The 17,114-nt window shown below is 40.8% G+C and carries 18 protein-coding genes; 12 read left to right on the top strand and 6 right to left on the bottom strand.

The features are described from left to right. Positions 1–13: 13 nt before the first annotated feature. The 3 genes from Q3A68_RS09460 (at position 14) to Q3A68_RS09450 (ending at position 2,874) form a co-directional block, all read left to right on the top strand. A complete protein-coding gene (locus Q3A68_RS09460) occupies positions 14–1,135 on the top strand; it encodes an acyltransferase family protein (RefSeq protein WP_302900828.1) in 1,122 nt (373 codons plus the stop codon). A gap of 183 nt (positions 1,136–1,318) precedes the next feature. After that, entirely contained in the window at positions 1,319–2,377 is a 1,059-nt protein-coding gene (locus Q3A68_RS09455) for a type III polyketide synthase (protein ID WP_302900827.1), read from the top strand. Positions 2,378–2,382: 5 nt separating this feature from the next. Then, the gene (locus tag Q3A68_RS09450; RefSeq protein WP_302900826.1) at positions 2,383–2,874 is read left to right on the top strand and encodes an isoprenylcysteine carboxyl methyltransferase family protein; all 492 of its coding nucleotides are present in this window, start codon (positions 2,383–2,385) and stop codon (positions 2,872–2,874) included. On the opposite strand, the gene Q3A68_RS09445 is transcribed toward Q3A68_RS09450, so the two are convergent. After that, the gene (locus Q3A68_RS09445; RefSeq protein WP_302900825.1) at positions 2,875–3,612 is read right to left on the bottom strand and encodes a LytR/AlgR family response regulator transcription factor; all 738 of its coding nucleotides are present in this window, start codon (positions 3,610–3,612) and stop codon (positions 2,875–2,877) included. It lies immediately after the preceding gene. Next, positions 3,613–4,743, bottom strand: coding sequence for a sensor histidine kinase (locus Q3A68_RS09440; protein WP_302900824.1), 1,131 nt, complete (start codon positions 4,741–4,743; stop codon positions 3,613–3,615). Positions 4,744–4,974: 231 nt separating this feature from the next. Between Q3A68_RS09440 and Q3A68_RS09435 the strand changes: the two genes are divergently transcribed. From Q3A68_RS09435 to prmA, 6 genes are all read left to right on the top strand, one after another. Then, positions 4,975–7,425: a TonB-dependent receptor gene (locus Q3A68_RS09435; protein WP_302900823.1), complete on the top strand. Its 2,451-nt coding sequence runs from the start codon at positions 4,975–4,977 to the stop codon at positions 7,423–7,425. A gap of 383 nt (positions 7,426–7,808) precedes the next feature. Then, positions 7,809–8,057, top strand: a complete 249-nt coding sequence (locus tag Q3A68_RS09430) for a type B 50S ribosomal protein L31 (RefSeq protein WP_302900822.1) — start codon at positions 7,809–7,811, stop codon at positions 8,055–8,057. A gap of 68 nt (positions 8,058–8,125) precedes the next feature. Beyond that, positions 8,126–9,316, top strand: coding sequence for a GlmU family protein (locus Q3A68_RS09425; protein WP_302900821.1), 1,191 nt, complete (start codon positions 8,126–8,128; stop codon positions 9,314–9,316). Positions 9,317–9,355: 39 nt separating this feature from the next. Next, positions 9,356–10,120: a triose-phosphate isomerase gene (tpiA, locus tag Q3A68_RS09420; protein WP_302900820.1), complete on the top strand. Its 765-nt coding sequence runs from the start codon at positions 9,356–9,358 to the stop codon at positions 10,118–10,120. Between the two features lie 81 nt (positions 10,121–10,201). Then, positions 10,202–10,669 (top strand): hypothetical protein, encoded by a 468-nt coding sequence (locus Q3A68_RS09415; RefSeq protein WP_302900819.1) that lies wholly within the window; start codon positions 10,202–10,204, stop codon positions 10,667–10,669. A gap of 39 nt (positions 10,670–10,708) precedes the next feature. Continuing rightward, complete coding sequence (prmA, locus tag Q3A68_RS09410; RefSeq protein ID WP_302900818.1) at positions 10,709–11,545, top strand: 50S ribosomal protein L11 methyltransferase; 837 nt, start codon at positions 10,709–10,711, stop codon at positions 11,543–11,545. Between the two features lie 43 nt (positions 11,546–11,588). Here prmA and Q3A68_RS09405 read toward each other — a convergent pair whose 3' ends face one another. Next, positions 11,589–12,233, bottom strand: coding sequence for an NAD(P)-dependent oxidoreductase (locus Q3A68_RS09405; RefSeq protein WP_302900817.1), 645 nt, complete (start codon positions 12,231–12,233; stop codon positions 11,589–11,591). A 54-nt stretch (positions 12,234–12,287) separates the two neighbouring features. Then, positions 12,288–12,695, bottom strand: a complete 408-nt coding sequence (locus Q3A68_RS09400; protein WP_302900816.1) for an Rrf2 family transcriptional regulator — start codon at positions 12,693–12,695, stop codon at positions 12,288–12,290. Between the two features lie 248 nt (positions 12,696–12,943). Here Q3A68_RS09400 and Q3A68_RS09395 point away from each other — a divergent pair, with 248 nt between their 5' ends. The 3 genes from Q3A68_RS09395 to Q3A68_RS09385 all read left to right on the top strand — a co-directional run bounded on the left by Q3A68_RS09395 (position 12,944) and on the right by Q3A68_RS09385 (position 15,669). Beyond that, positions 12,944–13,792, top strand: coding sequence for a universal stress protein (locus tag Q3A68_RS09395; protein WP_302900815.1), 849 nt, complete (start codon positions 12,944–12,946; stop codon positions 13,790–13,792). Between the two features lie 101 nt (positions 13,793–13,893). Next, positions 13,894–15,252, top strand: coding sequence for a UDP-N-acetylmuramate--L-alanine ligase (locus tag Q3A68_RS09390; protein ID WP_302900814.1), 1,359 nt, complete (start codon positions 13,894–13,896; stop codon positions 15,250–15,252). A 75-nt stretch (positions 15,253–15,327) separates the two neighbouring features. Further along, positions 15,328–15,669 (top strand): helix-turn-helix domain-containing protein, encoded by a 342-nt coding sequence (locus Q3A68_RS09385; RefSeq protein WP_302900813.1) that lies wholly within the window; start codon positions 15,328–15,330, stop codon positions 15,667–15,669. A 30-nt stretch (positions 15,670–15,699) separates the two neighbouring features. Here the strand turns inward: Q3A68_RS09385 and Q3A68_RS09380 are convergent, their stop codons facing one another. Beyond that, positions 15,700–16,821, bottom strand: coding sequence for a GNAT family N-acetyltransferase (locus Q3A68_RS09380; RefSeq protein ID WP_302900812.1), 1,122 nt, complete (start codon positions 16,819–16,821; stop codon positions 15,700–15,702). A gap of 88 nt (positions 16,822–16,909) precedes the next feature. Then, positions 16,910–17,110, bottom strand: coding sequence for a hypothetical protein (locus tag Q3A68_RS09375; protein ID WP_302900811.1), 201 nt, complete (start codon positions 17,108–17,110; stop codon positions 16,910–16,912). Positions 17,111–17,114 lie beyond the last annotated feature (4 nt).

Raw genomic sequence — 17,114 nt, 5'->3', positions numbered from 1 at the left:
TCGATCTAAAATTATGGCCGAAACTTCTCCTAGATTTTTGTCCCTGGATGTATTCCGTGGTTTGACTATTTGTTTCATGATTATTGTCAATAACCCAGGGGGCGAAGCCTTTTGGCCACTCAACCATGCTAAATGGAACGGCTTTACACCAACTGACCTGGTTTTCCCTTCCTTCCTTTTTGCTGTAGGTAATGCGATGAGCTTTACAATGAAGAAGTTTCAACAAATGGATAATTCTGCGGTACTGTTGAAGATCTTCAAAAGAACTTTCCTGATCTTCATGATAGGCTACCTGATGTATTGGTTCCCATTTTTCAAGATAGATCATGGCCAATGGTCGTTGGCCCCAATATCGCATACACGTATCGTTGGGGTATTGCAGCGTATAGCTTTATGCTATTGCTTTGCTTCGCTGATGATTCATTACTTATCAACGCGTACAGTTTATGTTTTATCCGGATTGTTATTACTGGGTTATTGGATAATACTGCTTGTTTTTGGCGATCAGGGCGCGCAACTGACAATGACCGGGAATGCAGGATTTTATTTAGATAAATGGATATTAGGCGATGCTCACATGTATCATGGAGAAGGCATAGCATTTGAACCGGAAGGCTTTTTAAGTACCCTACCGGCTATTGTGAATGTAATTATTGGTTATTATGCTGGTAAGTTTATTCAGGAAAAAGGCAAGGGTTACGAGACGATATCAAAGCTTTTACTCACCGGTTGTTTGTTTATATTCATCGCTATTTGCTGGGATCCGGCATTTCCGATGAACAAAAAACTATGGACCAGTTCATTTGTATTCGTAACTACGGGCCTTGATCTGGTTATTATATCATTCCTGTTGTATGCTTTAGAAGTAAAGAGCTGGAATAAAGGTAACTGGGCAAATTTCTTTACGGTTGTAGGGAAAAATCCATTGCCTATATACGTACTTTCTGAAATACTGCTCATTATGCTGGCATGGATTTCAGTAGGAGGCAAAGTATTGCCTGCTATGTGGACTTCAGCTTTTCAGGCAATTGCGCCCGGCAAAATAGGCTCGTTGTTATTTGCGATTAGTTTTATGCTGGTTTGCTGGCTGGTAGGCTATGTTTTAGACAAAAAGAAAATATACATCAGAGTATAAATAAGATCTTCTACTAAAATCAACTAAATCTCAATCTCACGGAAGTCGCCATAAATTGGCGGCTTTTTTTATGCGGGCAACCAAGATGAATTAGAAAACGTAGTTTAGCTAAGGGCGTACAGGTTTTAAATAAAAACTAAAGTGGTTCCCATTCATTTATATATTATAGAATAATCTTAAAATATGCCCTTTATAGCATCAGTATCTAAAATAGACCTTCCTCATCGCATTGCCCAGCAGGAGGCCAAAGAACAGGCCAGAGCCATGTTTGCAAAAAACTTTCCGCAGGTAGACAGGCTCATTCAGGCATTTGACAATACAGAAATAGTAACGCGCAATTTTTGCGAGCCACTTACCTACTATACTAGTCCTAATACTTTTGAGGAACGCAACGGTGAATATCTTGAAAAGGCATTAATATGGTCAGTAAAGGCAATTGAGGATTGTATCAAATCGGCAAATATCGACAAGTTGGATATTACGGATATTTTATTTGTCTCGACTACCGGACTGGCAACCCCAAGCATGGATGCACTGATTATTAATCATATGAGATTGAACCCGCATATTAATCGCATGCCGATCTTTGGTTTAGGTTGCGGGGGAGGTGTTTCTGGTATGGCTAAGGCAAACGCCCTGGCAAAAGCAAATCCTGATGCTGTAGTTTTATTAGTCGCTGTTGAATTGTGCTCATTAACACTGCTCACCAATGATTACAGCAAGAGTAATTTCATCGGATCAAGCCTGTTTTCAGACGGAATAGCAGCCTGTATTGTCAAAGGCGATAATCATCCTGACAATAAAAAAGTAAGCTACCAGGCATCAAGCAGTAAGCTGTATTACGATTCGCTGGAGGTAATGGGCTGGGATTTTAGAGATACCGGTTTTAAAGTATTGTTCTCAAAAGATATCCCGACGTTCATTAATCAGCATGTCAGGGAAGATATTGATAATTTCCTGACCGGGCAGGGACTAAAGCTTAGTGATATTAAAAATTTCATTTTTCATCCCGGCGGCAAGAAAGTGCTGGATGCCTACGCAGATGCATTGGGCGTTGAAGGTGATTTTCTTCAAAAGACACGTTCGGTAATGAACAATTATGGCAATATGTCTAGCGTTACGGTACTGTATGTGCTGGAGAAATTTATGAACGAAGGTTTTGAAGATGGCTATGGCCTGATGATGGCCATGGGGCCGGGCTTTTCGAGTGAAATGGTTCTTTTAAAAATGAGGAATAAGTAATTAATATGCTATTTATTATCTTCATCGTTTTCCTTATTACACAGCGCTTCACAGAGCTTTATATTTCTAAACGGAACGAGAAATGGTTATTGTCGCAGGGAGCTATTGAGTATGGCCGGGAGCATTATCCTTACATAGTTGCGTTGCATACCTTATTTATCTTGTCGCTCATCGCAGAATATTATTTGACCGGTGGACAGCCGGTGAGTTATATTTTTCTGTTGCTTTTTGTATTGCTGCTTGCCTTCAAATATTGGGTATTGAGTTCTTTAGGACTGTACTGGAATACCCGTATTTACCGGATACCCGGCGCAGTAGCTGTGCGCAGGGGGCCTTATAAATTATTTAAGCATCCCAATTATGTTGATGTTGTTCTCGAGATAGCAATTATCCCTTTGGTATTTCACCTTTATTATACTGCCATAATTTTCAGTGTACTAAATGCAATTATGCTTTCAGTGCGGATAAAGGTGGAAAATAAGGTTTGGGCTGATTAGTTATTTCTTATCCCACAGTTTCTTTGACATCCCATCCCAAAGCCGCTTGGATACCACTTTTTCAAGTACCCCTTGCCTGTAATTCCGGCTGATAGGAATGCGATTACTTTGTATAAAAATCTCGTTACCCTCGATACCGTTTATTTTGTTGATGGCTACGATGTACGACTTATGCACCCGGATGAATGACCGCCCGTCAAGATTTTCCTCTAAACTTTTGAGCGACAGCATGGTAACGAATTTGCCTTTATCTGTATAGATGTTTACATAGTTCTGCATCCCTTCCACATACAGGATATCTTCAAAGGGAATCTTTTCGTATTTGTTGCCGCATTTGATGAAAAAGTAATCTTCATTTTGCTTGGCATGATCACCGTTTAATAGCTTATGGTAATCCCGCGCTTTGGCCACGGCCTTGAAAAATCGTTCAAACGTGATGGGTTTAAGCAGGTAATCCAATACATTCAATTGAAACCCTTCCAAGGCATAAGAAGGGTAGGCAGTAGTGATGACCACCATAGGAGGCTTCTGCATTATCTTCAGGAACTCGATTCCATTCATTTTGGGCATCTGGATGTCCAAAAATATCAGGTCGACTTTCTGCTGATCGATCAGATGCAATAATTCAAGCGGGTTTTCCCCTATGCCGCCAAGGTTCAGAAAATCAACTTCACGCACATAATTAGCAAGGCCCTCTCTCGCTAATGGTTCATCATCAATTATTACACAGTTGATCATTTATTCGGTTATAAGTTGTACAGATGGGTTGATGGTGATTGCGGACAATTGCAGATCCAGCTTAACTAAAAAAGCGTCTTGGTTGTCCTGGATATCTAGTTGATATTGACCGGGATAAACAAGATCGAGCCTGCGCTGTACATTTTTTAAACCGATGCCGCCATAGTTGACCACATCACGCGATTCGTTTTTTGCAGCACTGTTGCTCACTGTAAAACTAAGCTGGGTACCTGCTAACACCAGATCAATATTGATCCAGTTTGATTTGGTTTTATGCTTGGACACATGCTTAAAGGCATTCTCAACAAAAGTCATCAAAATAAAAGGGGCGATACCTGTACCGGATGAATAACCTTCATCTATATTGACATTAACCTGTAGGCTGGGACTCTGACGAAGTTTTTCCAGTTCGATAAAATTCTCGAGGTAAGTTACTTCTTTGCTTAAGGGAATTTGTTCATCGTTACACTCATAAAGCTGGTGACGCAATAGCTCGGAAAACTTTGCCAGTGAAGCCGACGCCATATCCGGATTCTTATGGATCAGGAAAAAAATCGAATTAATACTATTGAACAAAAAATGCGGGTTGAACTGGTATTTCAAAAACTTAAGCTCAGTCTCCAGTTTTTCCTTTTCCAGCGCCTGCTGACGCCTTTGGGTTTCTATCCAATTTTTGGTGAGCTTTATGCTCATGCCCAATGTGATTGCGGCTATTGTCGATTTTAAAGGCTCTGTCTTGGCTGCATTATAGAAACCGCTCCAGTCGCTTGTAATGCCAAAATATTTTTTGGCATTACTGCCTGCGAGCCAGGCACTAACGAAATACCCCGGCACGATTAGAAATGAAGAAGCAATGATAATTAATGCCAGGAAAAAGATGTACAAGCCATATTGCCCCTTTTGCAGGTACCGTGGGATGAGAAAATACAAATTAAAATATACCGCGAAGGCCGGAAAAATCGTATAGAAGAAGGCTTTAACCCATAAGGCAGAAAAATACATTTCATGGGCAGCCTCATACGCGCTTCCGGTATACAGCGCCCAAAATACGTAGTTATACAACATCCAAAAAGGGATGTGGTACAATTTGTATCGGATAAACCAATGTTGTTTCGGCTTCAAATCAGGCATAGCTAAAGGTAAGGCTATTGATGATATTAATAAAATGCGCTATCTGAAAGGGTTGAAATAATTGACCAAATGCATTTGCGAAAGGACAAGTTGCCGATAAGGTATTCTAATACTGATTTATCCTCGTTTTTGAACACTTTCTGCGTTTAATCAATTATGTGTAACACTTCGTCAATCCATTTTTGAGCGAACAGCGAACGCGTGTTCCTTTGGGTAAAACCAAAGGATCACATGAAACAATTAACGCTTTGTCTGTTGCTATCAATCACTTTCCAAACCGTATTTGGACAGGTGACGGGAAAATTGACCGATCAAAATAACCAGGCTGTGCCCTTTGCGACAGCTGCATTGATGCAAACTGCCGATAGTACCATAGTGAAATCGGCATTAACCAACGATAAGGGTATATTTCAAATCACGGATGTCCCTGGTGGTAAATACCTCATGCGGATCAGTGTGATAGGTTATCAAACTTATAATTCTGAAAGCTTTGAATTAAGCGCAGATAGCAGCCAAAAAGATTTGGGTGCAATCGTACTAAAGAGTACCAGTAAGCAATTAGGCGAAGTAGTAATCAAAGCTGACAAACCACAGGTACAGCAAACAGCCCAGGGCGTGACGGTGAATGTGCAAAACAGCATCATGACGCAGGGTAGCTCGGTACTGGATGTGCTGCAGCGGTCGCCGGGTGTCATCCTCGATCAGCATAACAATACTATCTCACTCAACGGAAAAACAGGAGTAATGGTGATGCTGGATGGTCGGCTTATGCGTATGTCGATGGATCAGTTGATCACTTTATTAAGCGGGATGAGCGCAGATAATATCGCTCAAATAGAATTGATGAATACGCCACCGGCTAACTACGACGCTGAAGGTAATGCAGGTATCATTAATATCGTGACAAAAAAAAACAAAAAGCGCGGATCAAATGGCTCTGTAACGCTGACCGCTGGTTATGGTATGTATCAAAAGGCTTCTGCAGGGCTTAATATTAATCACAATACAGGTAAGGTCAACCTATATGGGTCTTACTCTTACTGGCACGATCATGACTACGGACATCTCAATGCAACCGGCTCCGAGTATGATCAGTTGGTAGGTGGGCAAACGGATTTTAGTTATACAGGCATCAGCAAACCAATTTCTAATTATAATGATGGTACATTGGGTGCGGATATAAAGCTTGACACTGTAACAACCATCGGCGCCAGCCTTAATTATTGGGGTGGTGGCAACACTAACCTCCCTCATAATTACGGCTATTATCAATCTTCGGATGCGACGCTTACTTATAATTCGTTTTTTAATAATTCCAGCCATCTCGGTAATGGAATTGCCAATTTGTACCTCGACAAAACCCTGGCAGGGAAGCAGACCATTCGAGCTGATTTGGATTATCTGTATTACCATACGCGGTCACTGTACAATTCGCAAAGTACATTTACGGATAACCAGGGTAATCCGGCGGGCAACGCCGACAGCCTTTTTTCGCCCATGCAACGTGATTTTGGCAACACGGTGATAAAAGTGCTGATCGGCAAGCTGGATTATTCCAAGCAACTGAATAAGAAAATAAAGCTGGAGGCCGGTGCCAAAGCTACTTACAGCCGCACCACTGCCCGCTCCGGTATTGAGGATTTTGAAAACGGCATTTGGGTACCAAACACTGTAGGGTCAGCCAATAACTTTATCACCTATGAGACGATAGATGCAGGTTATCTCACTTTCAATATACAGCTTGACTCGGTCACAAGTCTTGTTGCAGGTGCCCGTTATGAGTATTCACATAATTATACGGATAGATCAGCGGATACCAACTACAGGGTGGATCGCAAACTGGGCCGGCTTTTTCCCTCGGTGTTCTTTACCCGAAAAATAAACAATAATTCATCATGGAATCTGTCTTATACGGAACGCATCACAAGACCGTCGTACAACGACCTCACATCCTACGTCAGCTATAACGACCCAGTATCGGTTTTTACAGGAAACCCTCTGTTGAAGCCTGCCATAACGCGTAACCTTAAATTAGGCTATAATTATCATGACTACCTGTTTTCCTTATTGTTCAGCCGCGATGATGATCCTATTTTGGGAACCCAGGTTACAACCGGGCCGGTAAAAGGAGTGGTTTATCTGCGGCCTGAAAATGCGGATTGGCGGAATTCAATTACCCTGCAGGCAACCATACCGGTCAAAATCAGCGATTGGTGGGACATGAATTATACTCTTACCGGGGGACTGAGACAATACAAGATATCATTCACTCCCCAGCATTTTGAGAAGACTTTTCTGGCCGGCTCATTTAATTTCAGCGAGAACTTTAAATTTCAGCATGGGCTTTCCGCCGAGTTATCCGGCTATCACTATTCGCCAACTTATGACGCCAATTGGCGGGCTTACGGTAATGCTGTAGTTAACCTGGGTGTAAAGAAACAGCTTGGCAATGGCAGTTTGAAGCTGTCGGTTACGGATGTCTTCAGATCGGGGAGTTATAAAAGCGACTTAGGTATGCTTACTACGGATGCCTTTAACAGCAAAGTACATGTAATTTATTATGGAGAATCGCGAATTACGCCTATTATCAAGCTTACTTATTATCGTCCGTTTGGCTCAACAGGGAACAAAAATCAGCAGAAAAGAGACAGCGGAGCAGGGGAGGAACGGAGCAGGTTATAGGTATAGATAAAATAAAAATCCCCGGCCATTCACTACCGGGGATTTTAACCATTCTTCAAACCAATTAAAAATATTTAATCTTTTATTTATTAACCACGTAGTTATACGCAGGCGTTTTACAGAAGGTTATACTTTTTTGAAAATATTTTAAAATATTTTTTCAGCCGTATTTTACCCACTCTGTCGACGCTTCGCCGGATAACTCTCCCTAAGTTTAGAGAGAGAATTATTAGATTATGATTGAATGAAAATTTAGCAGAATAGATATCTTCTTCCCTGATCTCAGGGGAGCCGGAGGAGGATAAAAGACCTTTTTTATTTTTTGCTTTTTAGTTTTGATTAATAATGATATATTTGCACCTCTTTTAGGAGAACCATAAACGATGAAAAAAGATTTGCATCCAAAAAACTATAGATTAGTTGTTTTTAAAGATATGTCAAACGACTATTCTTTCTTAACAAAATCATGCATCGATACCCGCGAAACAGTAAAATGGGAAGATGGCAACGAATATCCACTGGTGAAATTAGAAATTTCTCATACATCTCACCCGTTCTATACCGGTAAAATGAAACTGGTAGATACAGCAGGACGTATCGATAAATTCCGTACCCGTTACGCTAAAAAGTAATTTTAGCTTCGTGATAAATTATTTACAGGTCTCCCGGTACATCGGGGGACTTTTTTTATTTTTGCGCCATGGCAATTATTTTATTTGATGGTAATGCATACCAAACATTACTGCCTTTAACATATACCCGCCCCGTGGCCGATCTGCGCTTGGGCATCCTGACGATCGCCGAAAAGTGGGCGAAATACCTGAAACAAGATTTCTCCTATCATACCCAGTCTTATTTAAGCGTCAAGTTCCCGATTGACATTCAATCTGAAAATTTATTTATTCACGGTGCCGTTTGTCCTGATGAGCAGTTGCTGGAGGCTATCAATAAATTAAAAACCGGAGAAGCGTTAAAACTTGACGGGCGACTAATAGCGGTTAGGCTCTCAGAAAGTGCTGCGAAAACTTTCGACGACAAAGCCCAATTTGACCGAACAATAGATTACAACGGTTCACCTATAGTAATCAAATACCCTGAAGATATTTTCAGGAACAATGATACCGAGCTGAAAAAGGATTTCCAGTTGCTTACCAAGGGTCGCAGCAGTGCTGCTATCAGTTCAACCAATACCATTATTGGTAATGATTTTTTTGCTGAAGAAGGTGCAGTTGCCGAATGTTCATCTTTTAATACTACTAACGGGCCAATCTACCTGGCTAAGACTACGGAGGTTTGGGAAGGAACGCACATTCGCGGTTCGTTCGCCTTGTGTAATAACTCACAGGTGAAGATGGGAACGAATATATACGGAGGCACTACAGTTGGCCCATATTGCCGCGTTGGTGGTGAGATCAATAATTCTGTGATTTGGGGTTATTCATCCAAAGGACACGAAGGCTACCTGGGGAACTCAGTAATGGGAGAGTGGTGCAATATCGGCGCTGACAGCAATAACTCGAACCTGAAGAATAATTATGCCGAAGTAAAGCTTTGGGATTATACCTCGCAGCGGTTTCGTGCTACAGGCTTGCAGTTTTGCGGACTGGTTATGGCTGATCATTCCAAATGCGCTATTAACACCATGTTTAATACAGGAACAGTAGTAGGTGTGAGCGCCAATGTTTTCGGAGCAGGCTTCCCACGTAATTTCGTTCCGGACTTTTCATGGGGAGGGCCGCATGGATTTGAAACCTACAGCCCAAAAAAAGCTTTTGAAACAATGGAAAAGGTATTTGCCCGCCGTGATCACCGTAAATTTGATGATGTAGAGCGGAATATTTTGAAGACGGTTTTTGAACTTACTAATGAATACAGGCACATCGGACTTTAATTAACAACAACACACTAAAACAATCAATATAAATTAATCATGAGAAAAAAAATTGTCGCCGGGAACTGGAAAATGAACATGGACTATGAGCAAGGTTTGTCTTTGTTTTCAGAAGTCGTAAACATGGCACACGACGAGGTAACCGGTAAACAGCACATTGTGGTATGCAGCCCGTTTATTCACCTGCATAGCCTGGTACAATTGGCAAAAGGTAATATTAAAGTTTCTGTAGGTGCTCAAAATGCTCATCAGGCCGAATCAGGCGCTTATACCGGCGAGACATCTGCTAAAATGATCCATTCAACCGGCGCTGAATATGTGATTTTGGGCCACTCAGAGCGTCGCCAATATTTTGGAGAGACTAACGAATTGCTGGCTAAGAAGACCGATACGGCTTTGGCCAATGGCTTAAAACCGATCTTCTGCATTGGCGAAACCTTACAGGAGCGCGAAACCAATGTGCATTTTGATGTGATCAAAACGCAGTTGGAAGAAGGTGTTTTTCATTTAAGTGAAGAACAGTTTGGTCAGGTAGTATTGGCCTACGAACCTGTATGGGCCATTGGTACAGGCGTAACCGCCACATCAGCTCAGGCACAGGAGATACATGTTTTTATCCGCAAGGAAATCGCTAAAAAATATGGACAAGAATTGGCCGATAGTACGACTATTTTATATGGTGGCAGCTGTAACGCTAAAAATGCGGGCGATCTGTTTGGTCAGCCAGATATTGATGGCGGATTGATCGGCGGTGCATCCTTAAAATCGCGTGATTTTATCGATATAGCGAAAACGTTTAATTAAAGATGTGAGATATGAGATATGAGACCCAATGATCACAGGTTAAAATCTCAAATCTCCTATCTCAAATCTCATATCTAAATCATGAGGAACCTGCTAAAAGTACTTTTACCGCCTTTTATTGGTTTCGGAGCGTATTTTCTGGCCGTGCGCTTTAGCTCGGTTTATTTTACCCTTCGGATAGATGAGTTGGGGGAAGGAACCATAGAGAGCTTTATGGCTTACTTCAGGTACTTTATGCCTTTGTTATTTGTGGTAGCGGTTCTTACCCAGCACTTGATCGTTGTGCCGGTGTGGAACAGAGTATTTCTCAAATCTACTAGAGGTAAGTTTATTTCAGTGTTGATACTCTGCCTGATATGTTTACTTTTTGCAGCATTTATCAGCTATTGTATCTGGGACAGGCAATCAAGCCGGTGGCATGTCATCAAAGTTTGCATATTTATGACCGGTGTGCAGCTGGTATATTGGGCCGTAAACCTGGTTGTATTATATTTCCTAACCAAAAAGTCGGAGCAAATAACCGAAGAAGCAGAACAACCGGCGGAGTAAGCCTCCTATCTTGCGTCTCAAATCTGATATCTAAAAAAAATGGATTATTACGAATTGCTTTTTACCACCAACCCAGCAGAGGGTTACCAGCAGGATCTGCTTATAGATGCGCTTGCTAGTATTGGATTTGATACTTTTGAGGAAGTAGAAAATGGTTTCAAGGCGTATATTCCTGAAGCTGATTTGGATATGGAGGCGTTAGAGAAAAATCTCGCGCCTTACCATGAAATTTTCAGCTTTAGTTATGAGGTAAACATTATTCAGCAAAAAAACTGGAACGAAGTATGGGAAAGCAACTTTGAGCCAATACAGATCAGGGATAAGGTGTATGTGAGGGCGACTTTTCACCAGCCCAAAGCCGAGTTTCCGATGGAAATCGTGATCGACCCTAAAATGGCATTTGGTACCGGGCATCACCAGACAACCTCAATGATGATGGACCTGATGCTGGATACTGATTTTGCTGGAAAAGATGTACTGGACATGGGCTGCGGAACGGGCATTTTAGCTATCCTGGCAAGCAAACTTGGTGCAAAGAATATCATTGCTATTGATTATGACCCTGTTTGCTATGAAAGCACGATCGAGAACTCCGCATTGAATCATATCGTCAACATTAAAGCGATCTGCGGCTCGAAAGAGGCAATACCTGATGCGCAGTTCGATATTATACTAGCCAACATCAATCGTAACATTCTCCTTGATCAAATGGCGCGATATGGCGAAGTTTTAAAAAGCGGAGGAGAGATCTATTTCAGCGGTTTTTATCAATCTCCTGATCTGGATATTATAAAAGAAGAAGCTGCCAAACATGGAATGACCTACACAAGTCATAAAAAAACCAAAGATTGGGTGGCTACCCGATTTGAAAAATAATAGACGTAGAGACACGATTTATCGCATCTCTACATCTCTTTAATTAATATCCCAGTGTAAAACGCTTTTTAATAAACTGGTTTTGCTCCAGTTCATCAATAATAGCCACAGCCATATCTTCCACAGAAATTTCAGCCTGATTTTTATCGTTAAACACGGGTTGATCGGTGCCTAACCGAAATACTCCGGTACGCTCACCCGGATGCAGGTGTATAGCAGGGCTAAGGAAAGTCCAATCCAGGTCGTTTTCTTTTTTAATAATATTCAGGTAATCTCGTGCAGCAGTAGCTCCGCTTTTCCATTCTGCCGGGAACTGGGGGGTATCTACCAGTTGAACTCCAGGTGCAATTTCTAAACTGCCTGCACCACCTACTACAAGCAAGCGTTTAACACCTGAAATTTTTACAGCCTGTTGGATGGATTCTGATCCCTTGATAAAATCATTGTATAAATTAGGGTTAGTCCAGCCAGCATTAAAAGTGTTCACAACGGCATCATGGCCAGCAAGTACTTTTGCCAGTGCGTCGATGTTATACACGTCGGCCGTTACTACGGTGAGGTTGTCGTTCTTTGCAGTTATTTTGCTGGTATCACGGGCAATGGCTGTTACTTCATGCCCGCGGTTCAATGCTTCGTTCAATACGGCTGAGCCTACAAATCCAGTGGCTCCGATAAGTGCTATTTTCATATGATGGTTTTGTTTAATTGTAATTAATTATGTTACAGTTTATATTAAAAAAAATTAATCGAATTGATTGGCGAAATCTTCAATCGTAATACTACCCAGTTTTTTTAGTAAAATTTTATCAAGGTCAGTATAGAGCTCATCGATCTTTTTATTGATCTGTTTGCCTACGGGGCAGTCGGGATTAGGTGTGTTTTTAGCTACACCCAGCACCGGCTGACTCATTACAGCCTGATATACATCAGCAAGTGTTATTTGTTCAGCCGCTTTAGCCAAAGTGTAGCCCCCGCTTTTCCCTTCCTTGCTGCTAATCAAACCCAGGTTGCGCAGGTTGCTGATCTCTTTACGAGCCAGTGCAGGGTTGATGTTTATACTTCCCGCAATGTAATCAGATGACATTAATTCCTCCTCCGTCTTGCTAAGCAACGTCAGGATATGCAATGCAATAGGAAATCGTCCGTTCATCTGTAATAATAAATATTACAGTAAAGGTAGGTGTTCTTTATAGAACAACAAAAACACTTTATGCCGAAATATTTGTTTTGACATTAGCTCGACAATTGAGGGAAATTTTGTATATTTCTTAAAGTGAAATGCATGTATTAATGAACATAAATAATATGTGTTGCAACTGGCAATTATAAACCCTGACCTGATAAATTTGACATCATTTTACTTTTAGACCAAAATGGAGTGATCTAAATTTTATTCTCATGAAAACCTATATAGTTCCAATTGATTTCTCCGAAACATCGGTTCATGCTGCAGAGTTTACAGCATTATTAACCAATCAAACAGATGTGAAGGATGTTTACCTGCTGCATTCCTACCATGTGTCCGTTTACGAAAGTGTGTTGCCCACGCCGGATATGCTTATCCCGAGCGAGGAGGAGATAGAAGAACAGGTGATTGAAAGGACAAAGAAATTGGAAAATCTTCGTGACCGGATACATAAACAGGTACGTGATGGTGTTACTGTTCACATTCGCATCAACCGCTCACCGTTGGTACGGGCCATTATTGAAACAATTGACCAGTTTCATGCTGATATAGTCATATTGGGGAGTAACGGGAGCGACAATATTCATAGTAGTCATATTGGGAGCAATGTGATTAATATAGCTAAACTGAGTCCTGTGCCTGTTATTGTAGTTCCCCCGCTTTGCCATTATGAAAAGATCAAGCGTGTAGTTATGGCCTGCGATTTTAATAAAGTAAAAGATGCTGTTCCACTGGAACCTTTGAAAAGACTTTTACAGAGGCATGAGGTTGAACTGGAGGTTGTAAATATTGATAAAGCGGCTAAACACAAAAACACGGATCCGGAACAATTGGCAGAAGAAACCGTACTCCATAAAATGTTGCAGGAATACCATCCCCGCTACTACTATAATAATGAAAGCGATGTCCTTAATGGTATTCTGAGCTTCGCTAAAGGTCATCACGCGCAAATGGTGATCGCATTGCCGCACAAATACAGCTTTTTTCAGTCTTTATTACATGGCAGCGTATCTCAGCAGCTAACGGTGCATTGTGCTGTGCCCGTATTATTATTAAAATAATAGGATTTTAGTTATCCACACAACCTTAAAAAATATATATTTTAAAGAAAAGAGCATTTTACGTTTATTTGTCAAATCTTTCTTAACAGTTATATTTTTTAATGCGGATCCATTTCATAGCCATAGGTGGCAGTGCCATGCATAATATGGCCATTGCTTTGCACAAAAAAGGGTTTAAAGTAACCGGTTCAGACGATGTGCTTTTCGAACCATCTGTTTCGCGACTTTCAAGGTATGGACTTTTGCCCGAGGATAATGGATGGTTTCCGGGGAAAATCACAACGGATATCGACGCCATTATATTGGGCATGCATGCCCGTGCCGACAACCCGGAACTGCAAAAGGCACAGGAACTGGGGTTGAAAATATATTCATACCCGGAGTATATTTATGAGCACTCAAAAAATAAACTGCGGGTAGTAATTGGGGGAAGCCATGGTAAAACTACCATCACCTCCATGATTTTACATGTATTGAAGAACTCCGGCAAAGAGTTTGATTACTTGGTTGGTGCCCAGTTAGAGGGGTTCGACACCATGGTAAAGCTGACTAATGAAGCGCAGGTAATTGTAATTGAGGGAGATGAGTATTTATCCTCTGCAATCGACAGAAAGCCTAAATTTCACTTGTATAAGGCCAATATTGGCGTGATCAGCGGCATTGCCTGGGATCATATTAATGTATTCCCGACGTTTGAGAATTATGTAGATCAATTCCGGGTTTTTATCGAAACCATACAGCCTAACGGGAAACTGATATACAGCGAAACAGATGAGGTTTTAAATGACCTGGTTAAAAAGGATCAATCCAAAGTAGAAAAAATACCTTATCATTTGCCGGATTATAATATTAAAAATGGTATTACAAATATTATAAATAATAAGAAGGAATATCCTTTGCTGGTTTTTGGTGAGCATAATCTGTTGAATATTGAAGCTGCCAGGTTGGTATGTGGGAGCCTGGGTATAAATTCAGAAGATTTTTATACTCAAATTACTACTTTCAAAGGTGCAGCACGCAGGCTTGAGCTAATGGGTAAAAACGAAAGTTCGAGCTTTTTTAAGGACTTCGCACACTCACCTTCCAAGCTAAAAGCTACTATTCATGCGGTGCGTTCTCAATTTCCTGACAGAAGATTAGTCGCTTGTATCGAGCTTCATACTTTCAGCAGTTTGAATAAAGATTTCCTCAATGAGTATGCTCATGCGATGGATCAGGCCGATGTGGTGATTGTTTTTATCGATAAAAAGACGTTTGAGCAGAAAAAGATGGAGCCATATCCGGCTGAAACAGTGAAAGATGCGTTCTCAAGAAATGATTTAATGTTTTATAATGATCCATCGGTATTAGAGGAATACCTCGAAAACATTGAAATAGACAACACCAACCTGCTTATGATGAGCTCGGGAAATTTTGGCGGAATTGATTTGCAGAAATTGTCAAAAAAATATTATAAATAATAAGCTTAATATTAATTTTTTTATTGTAACTTTATTAACTACTGAGAAAAACCTTATCTAAAGAAACAAAAAAACATGAAAGCACTCGGAAAAAAGATCAGATTACTCCGCCACCAGAAGGGCTGGAGTCAGGAAGATGTAGCTAAAAAGCTTGACATTTCAATTCCTGCTTTTTCTAAAATAGAAACAGGCATAACTGATATCAATTTGTCCCGCCTGGAGCAAATTGCGATCTTGTTTGACATGACTGTGGTGCAATTGCTTACCTTTAATGACGAAGAGCACGATCAGAAATTTATTAATGAGTTGGAAGTAGTTAATAAAAAATTGATGGATCGAGATTCAGAAGTTATCGACTTGCAAAAGAAAGTAATTGAATTATTTGAAGAGTTAAGGCATTCAAAAGCTACTGCATAAGTTGCAGCAGCTTAACCCTACTTGCCTGGCCTAACCAAAAATATACCGCATCGTTAAATGTTTCTTCCCAAATACGCCACCCATACTATGGTGGAGGGCTATCATTTTGTCGTTAAAATCACCTACCCATGATAACTCCAGTTCATCATATTGCTTCAAAGGCAGTACATATTCTTTCAATTTAATAAACAAACCCGACTCCAAACCATGCTTCTGGTACTTTTGCTTGGTACCCATTACAATAGCCCGCATTCTTTTTACTCCCTTCCATTTATTGTACAGAAATTTGAGTTTCCCTAAAAGGTTAAGCTTGCCATTCAATCCTTTGATCATCTGGTTGGCGTCAGGTAAGATCACCACAAATGAAGCTGGTTCTCCGTTTACGTAAGCAAACCAGATCAGATTTTCATCCATCAAAGGTTTCATCTTCCTGAAACTTTCCAGTATGGTCGCTTTGACGATCGGCACAAAATTTTCAAAGTCTTTCCAGCCATCGTTATAGATTTCCATAAAGTCTTCCGCAAACTTTTCTATTTGCGATGCTTTCAGGTGTTTGAATTCATAACCAGGCTTTTGGGCCACCCATTCGGCGATTTTTGTAAATCTTTCAGGAAAAGGTTTGTGGGCATCTACATGGTTAGTAATCTGCTCATATTGAGTTTTAAAACCATATTTTTCAAAGAAACTAAGATAATACTGCGGGTTATAATTCATTCCATAAGAGGGAGGTACAAAGCCGTCGGCAAGCAATCCCCAAAAATTATCGTTTTCACCAAAATTGATGGGGCCGTCCATAGCTTTCATGCCGCGCGCTTTAAGCCAATCCTTTGCGGTGTCAAATAGCAGGAATGCAGCGTTCTCATTATTAATAGACTCAAAAAAGCCCATGCCGCCTGTGGGCTGCTCGTAGTTATATGCTTTTTTTTCGTTAATGAATGCTGCAACGCGCCCGATCAGATGGCCATTGTCATCCGTCAGGATCCAGCGCGTGCATTGGCCATGCTTAAAGAAAGGGTTTTTCTCCGGGTCAAATACTGCTTCTATATCATTATCCAGGGGACATATCCAGTTTTTATCATCTTTGTAAATTATCCGGGCTACGTCTAAAAATGCTTTTTTATCTGTTTTTGTCTTAACCTCAATAATTTTCATGCTGGCCGATGAAATATGCATATAAAAAAGCATCCAGATTAATTCTGAATGCTCTCAATTTAATATGCTCAAAAATAGCTATTAATTATTAATAATCGTCGTCTTCATCGTACCCCTCAAAAGATTCATATCTTCCAAGGTCGTCAAGAGGCATATCAAAATCTTCATCGTCATCATCATCTATAATCCTTTTTTTCGCAGGCAAATCAGATGACTTGCCATCCGGTTTCTTAGCGGCCGGGCTTTTCGGAGCGGTCGTTTTTTTAACTGGTTTTTTTGGCGTTCCCATTGCG

It is taken from the genome of Mucilaginibacter tolerans (genome assembly GCF_030519375.1).
Lineage (GTDB): Bacteria > Bacteroidota > Bacteroidia > Sphingobacteriales > Sphingobacteriaceae > Mucilaginibacter.
The sequence above is the reverse complement of the archived record's forward strand: the minus strand, read 5'-3'. Positions and strand labels throughout refer to the sequence as shown.

Coding starts and splice junctions, on each gene's coding strand:
- Q3A68_RS09460 (WP_302900828.1), top strand. CDS start 14: ATGGCCGAAACTTCTCCTAGATTTTTGTCCCTGGATGTATTCCGTGGT.
- Q3A68_RS09455 (WP_302900827.1), top strand. CDS start 1,319: ATGCCCTTTATAGCATCAGTATCTAAAATAGACCTTCCTCATCGCATT.
- Q3A68_RS09450 (WP_302900826.1), top strand. CDS start 2,383: ATGCTATTTATTATCTTCATCGTTTTCCTTATTACACAGCGCTTCACA.
- Q3A68_RS09445 (WP_302900825.1), bottom strand. CDS start 3,612: ATGATCAACTGTGTAATAATTGATGATGAACCATTAGCGAGAGAGGGC.
- Q3A68_RS09440 (WP_302900824.1), bottom strand. CDS start 4,743: ATGCCTGATTTGAAGCCGAAACAACATTGGTTTATCCGATACAAATTG.
- Q3A68_RS09435 (WP_302900823.1), top strand. CDS start 4,975: ATGAAACAATTAACGCTTTGTCTGTTGCTATCAATCACTTTCCAAACC.
- Q3A68_RS09430 (WP_302900822.1), top strand. CDS start 7,809: ATGAAAAAAGATTTGCATCCAAAAAACTATAGATTAGTTGTTTTTAAA.
- Q3A68_RS09425 (WP_302900821.1), top strand. CDS start 8,126: ATGGCAATTATTTTATTTGATGGTAATGCATACCAAACATTACTGCCT.
- tpiA (WP_302900820.1), top strand. CDS start 9,356: ATGAGAAAAAAAATTGTCGCCGGGAACTGGAAAATGAACATGGACTAT.
- Q3A68_RS09415 (WP_302900819.1), top strand. CDS start 10,202: ATGAGGAACCTGCTAAAAGTACTTTTACCGCCTTTTATTGGTTTCGGA.
- prmA (WP_302900818.1), top strand. CDS start 10,709: ATGGATTATTACGAATTGCTTTTTACCACCAACCCAGCAGAGGGTTAC.
- Q3A68_RS09405 (WP_302900817.1), bottom strand. CDS start 12,233: ATGAAAATAGCACTTATCGGAGCCACTGGATTTGTAGGCTCAGCCGTA.
- Q3A68_RS09400 (WP_302900816.1), bottom strand. CDS start 12,695: ATGAACGGACGATTTCCTATTGCATTGCATATCCTGACGTTGCTTAGC.
- Q3A68_RS09395 (WP_302900815.1), top strand. CDS start 12,944: ATGAAAACCTATATAGTTCCAATTGATTTCTCCGAAACATCGGTTCAT.
- Q3A68_RS09390 (WP_302900814.1), top strand. CDS start 13,894: ATGCGGATCCATTTCATAGCCATAGGTGGCAGTGCCATGCATAATATG.
- Q3A68_RS09385 (WP_302900813.1), top strand. CDS start 15,328: ATGAAAGCACTCGGAAAAAAGATCAGATTACTCCGCCACCAGAAGGGC.
- Q3A68_RS09380 (WP_302900812.1), bottom strand. CDS start 16,821: ATGAAAATTATTGAGGTTAAGACAAAAACAGATAAAAAAGCATTTTTA.
- Q3A68_RS09375 (WP_302900811.1), bottom strand. CDS start 17,110: ATGGGAACGCCAAAAAAACCAGTTAAAAAAACGACCGCTCCGAAAAGC.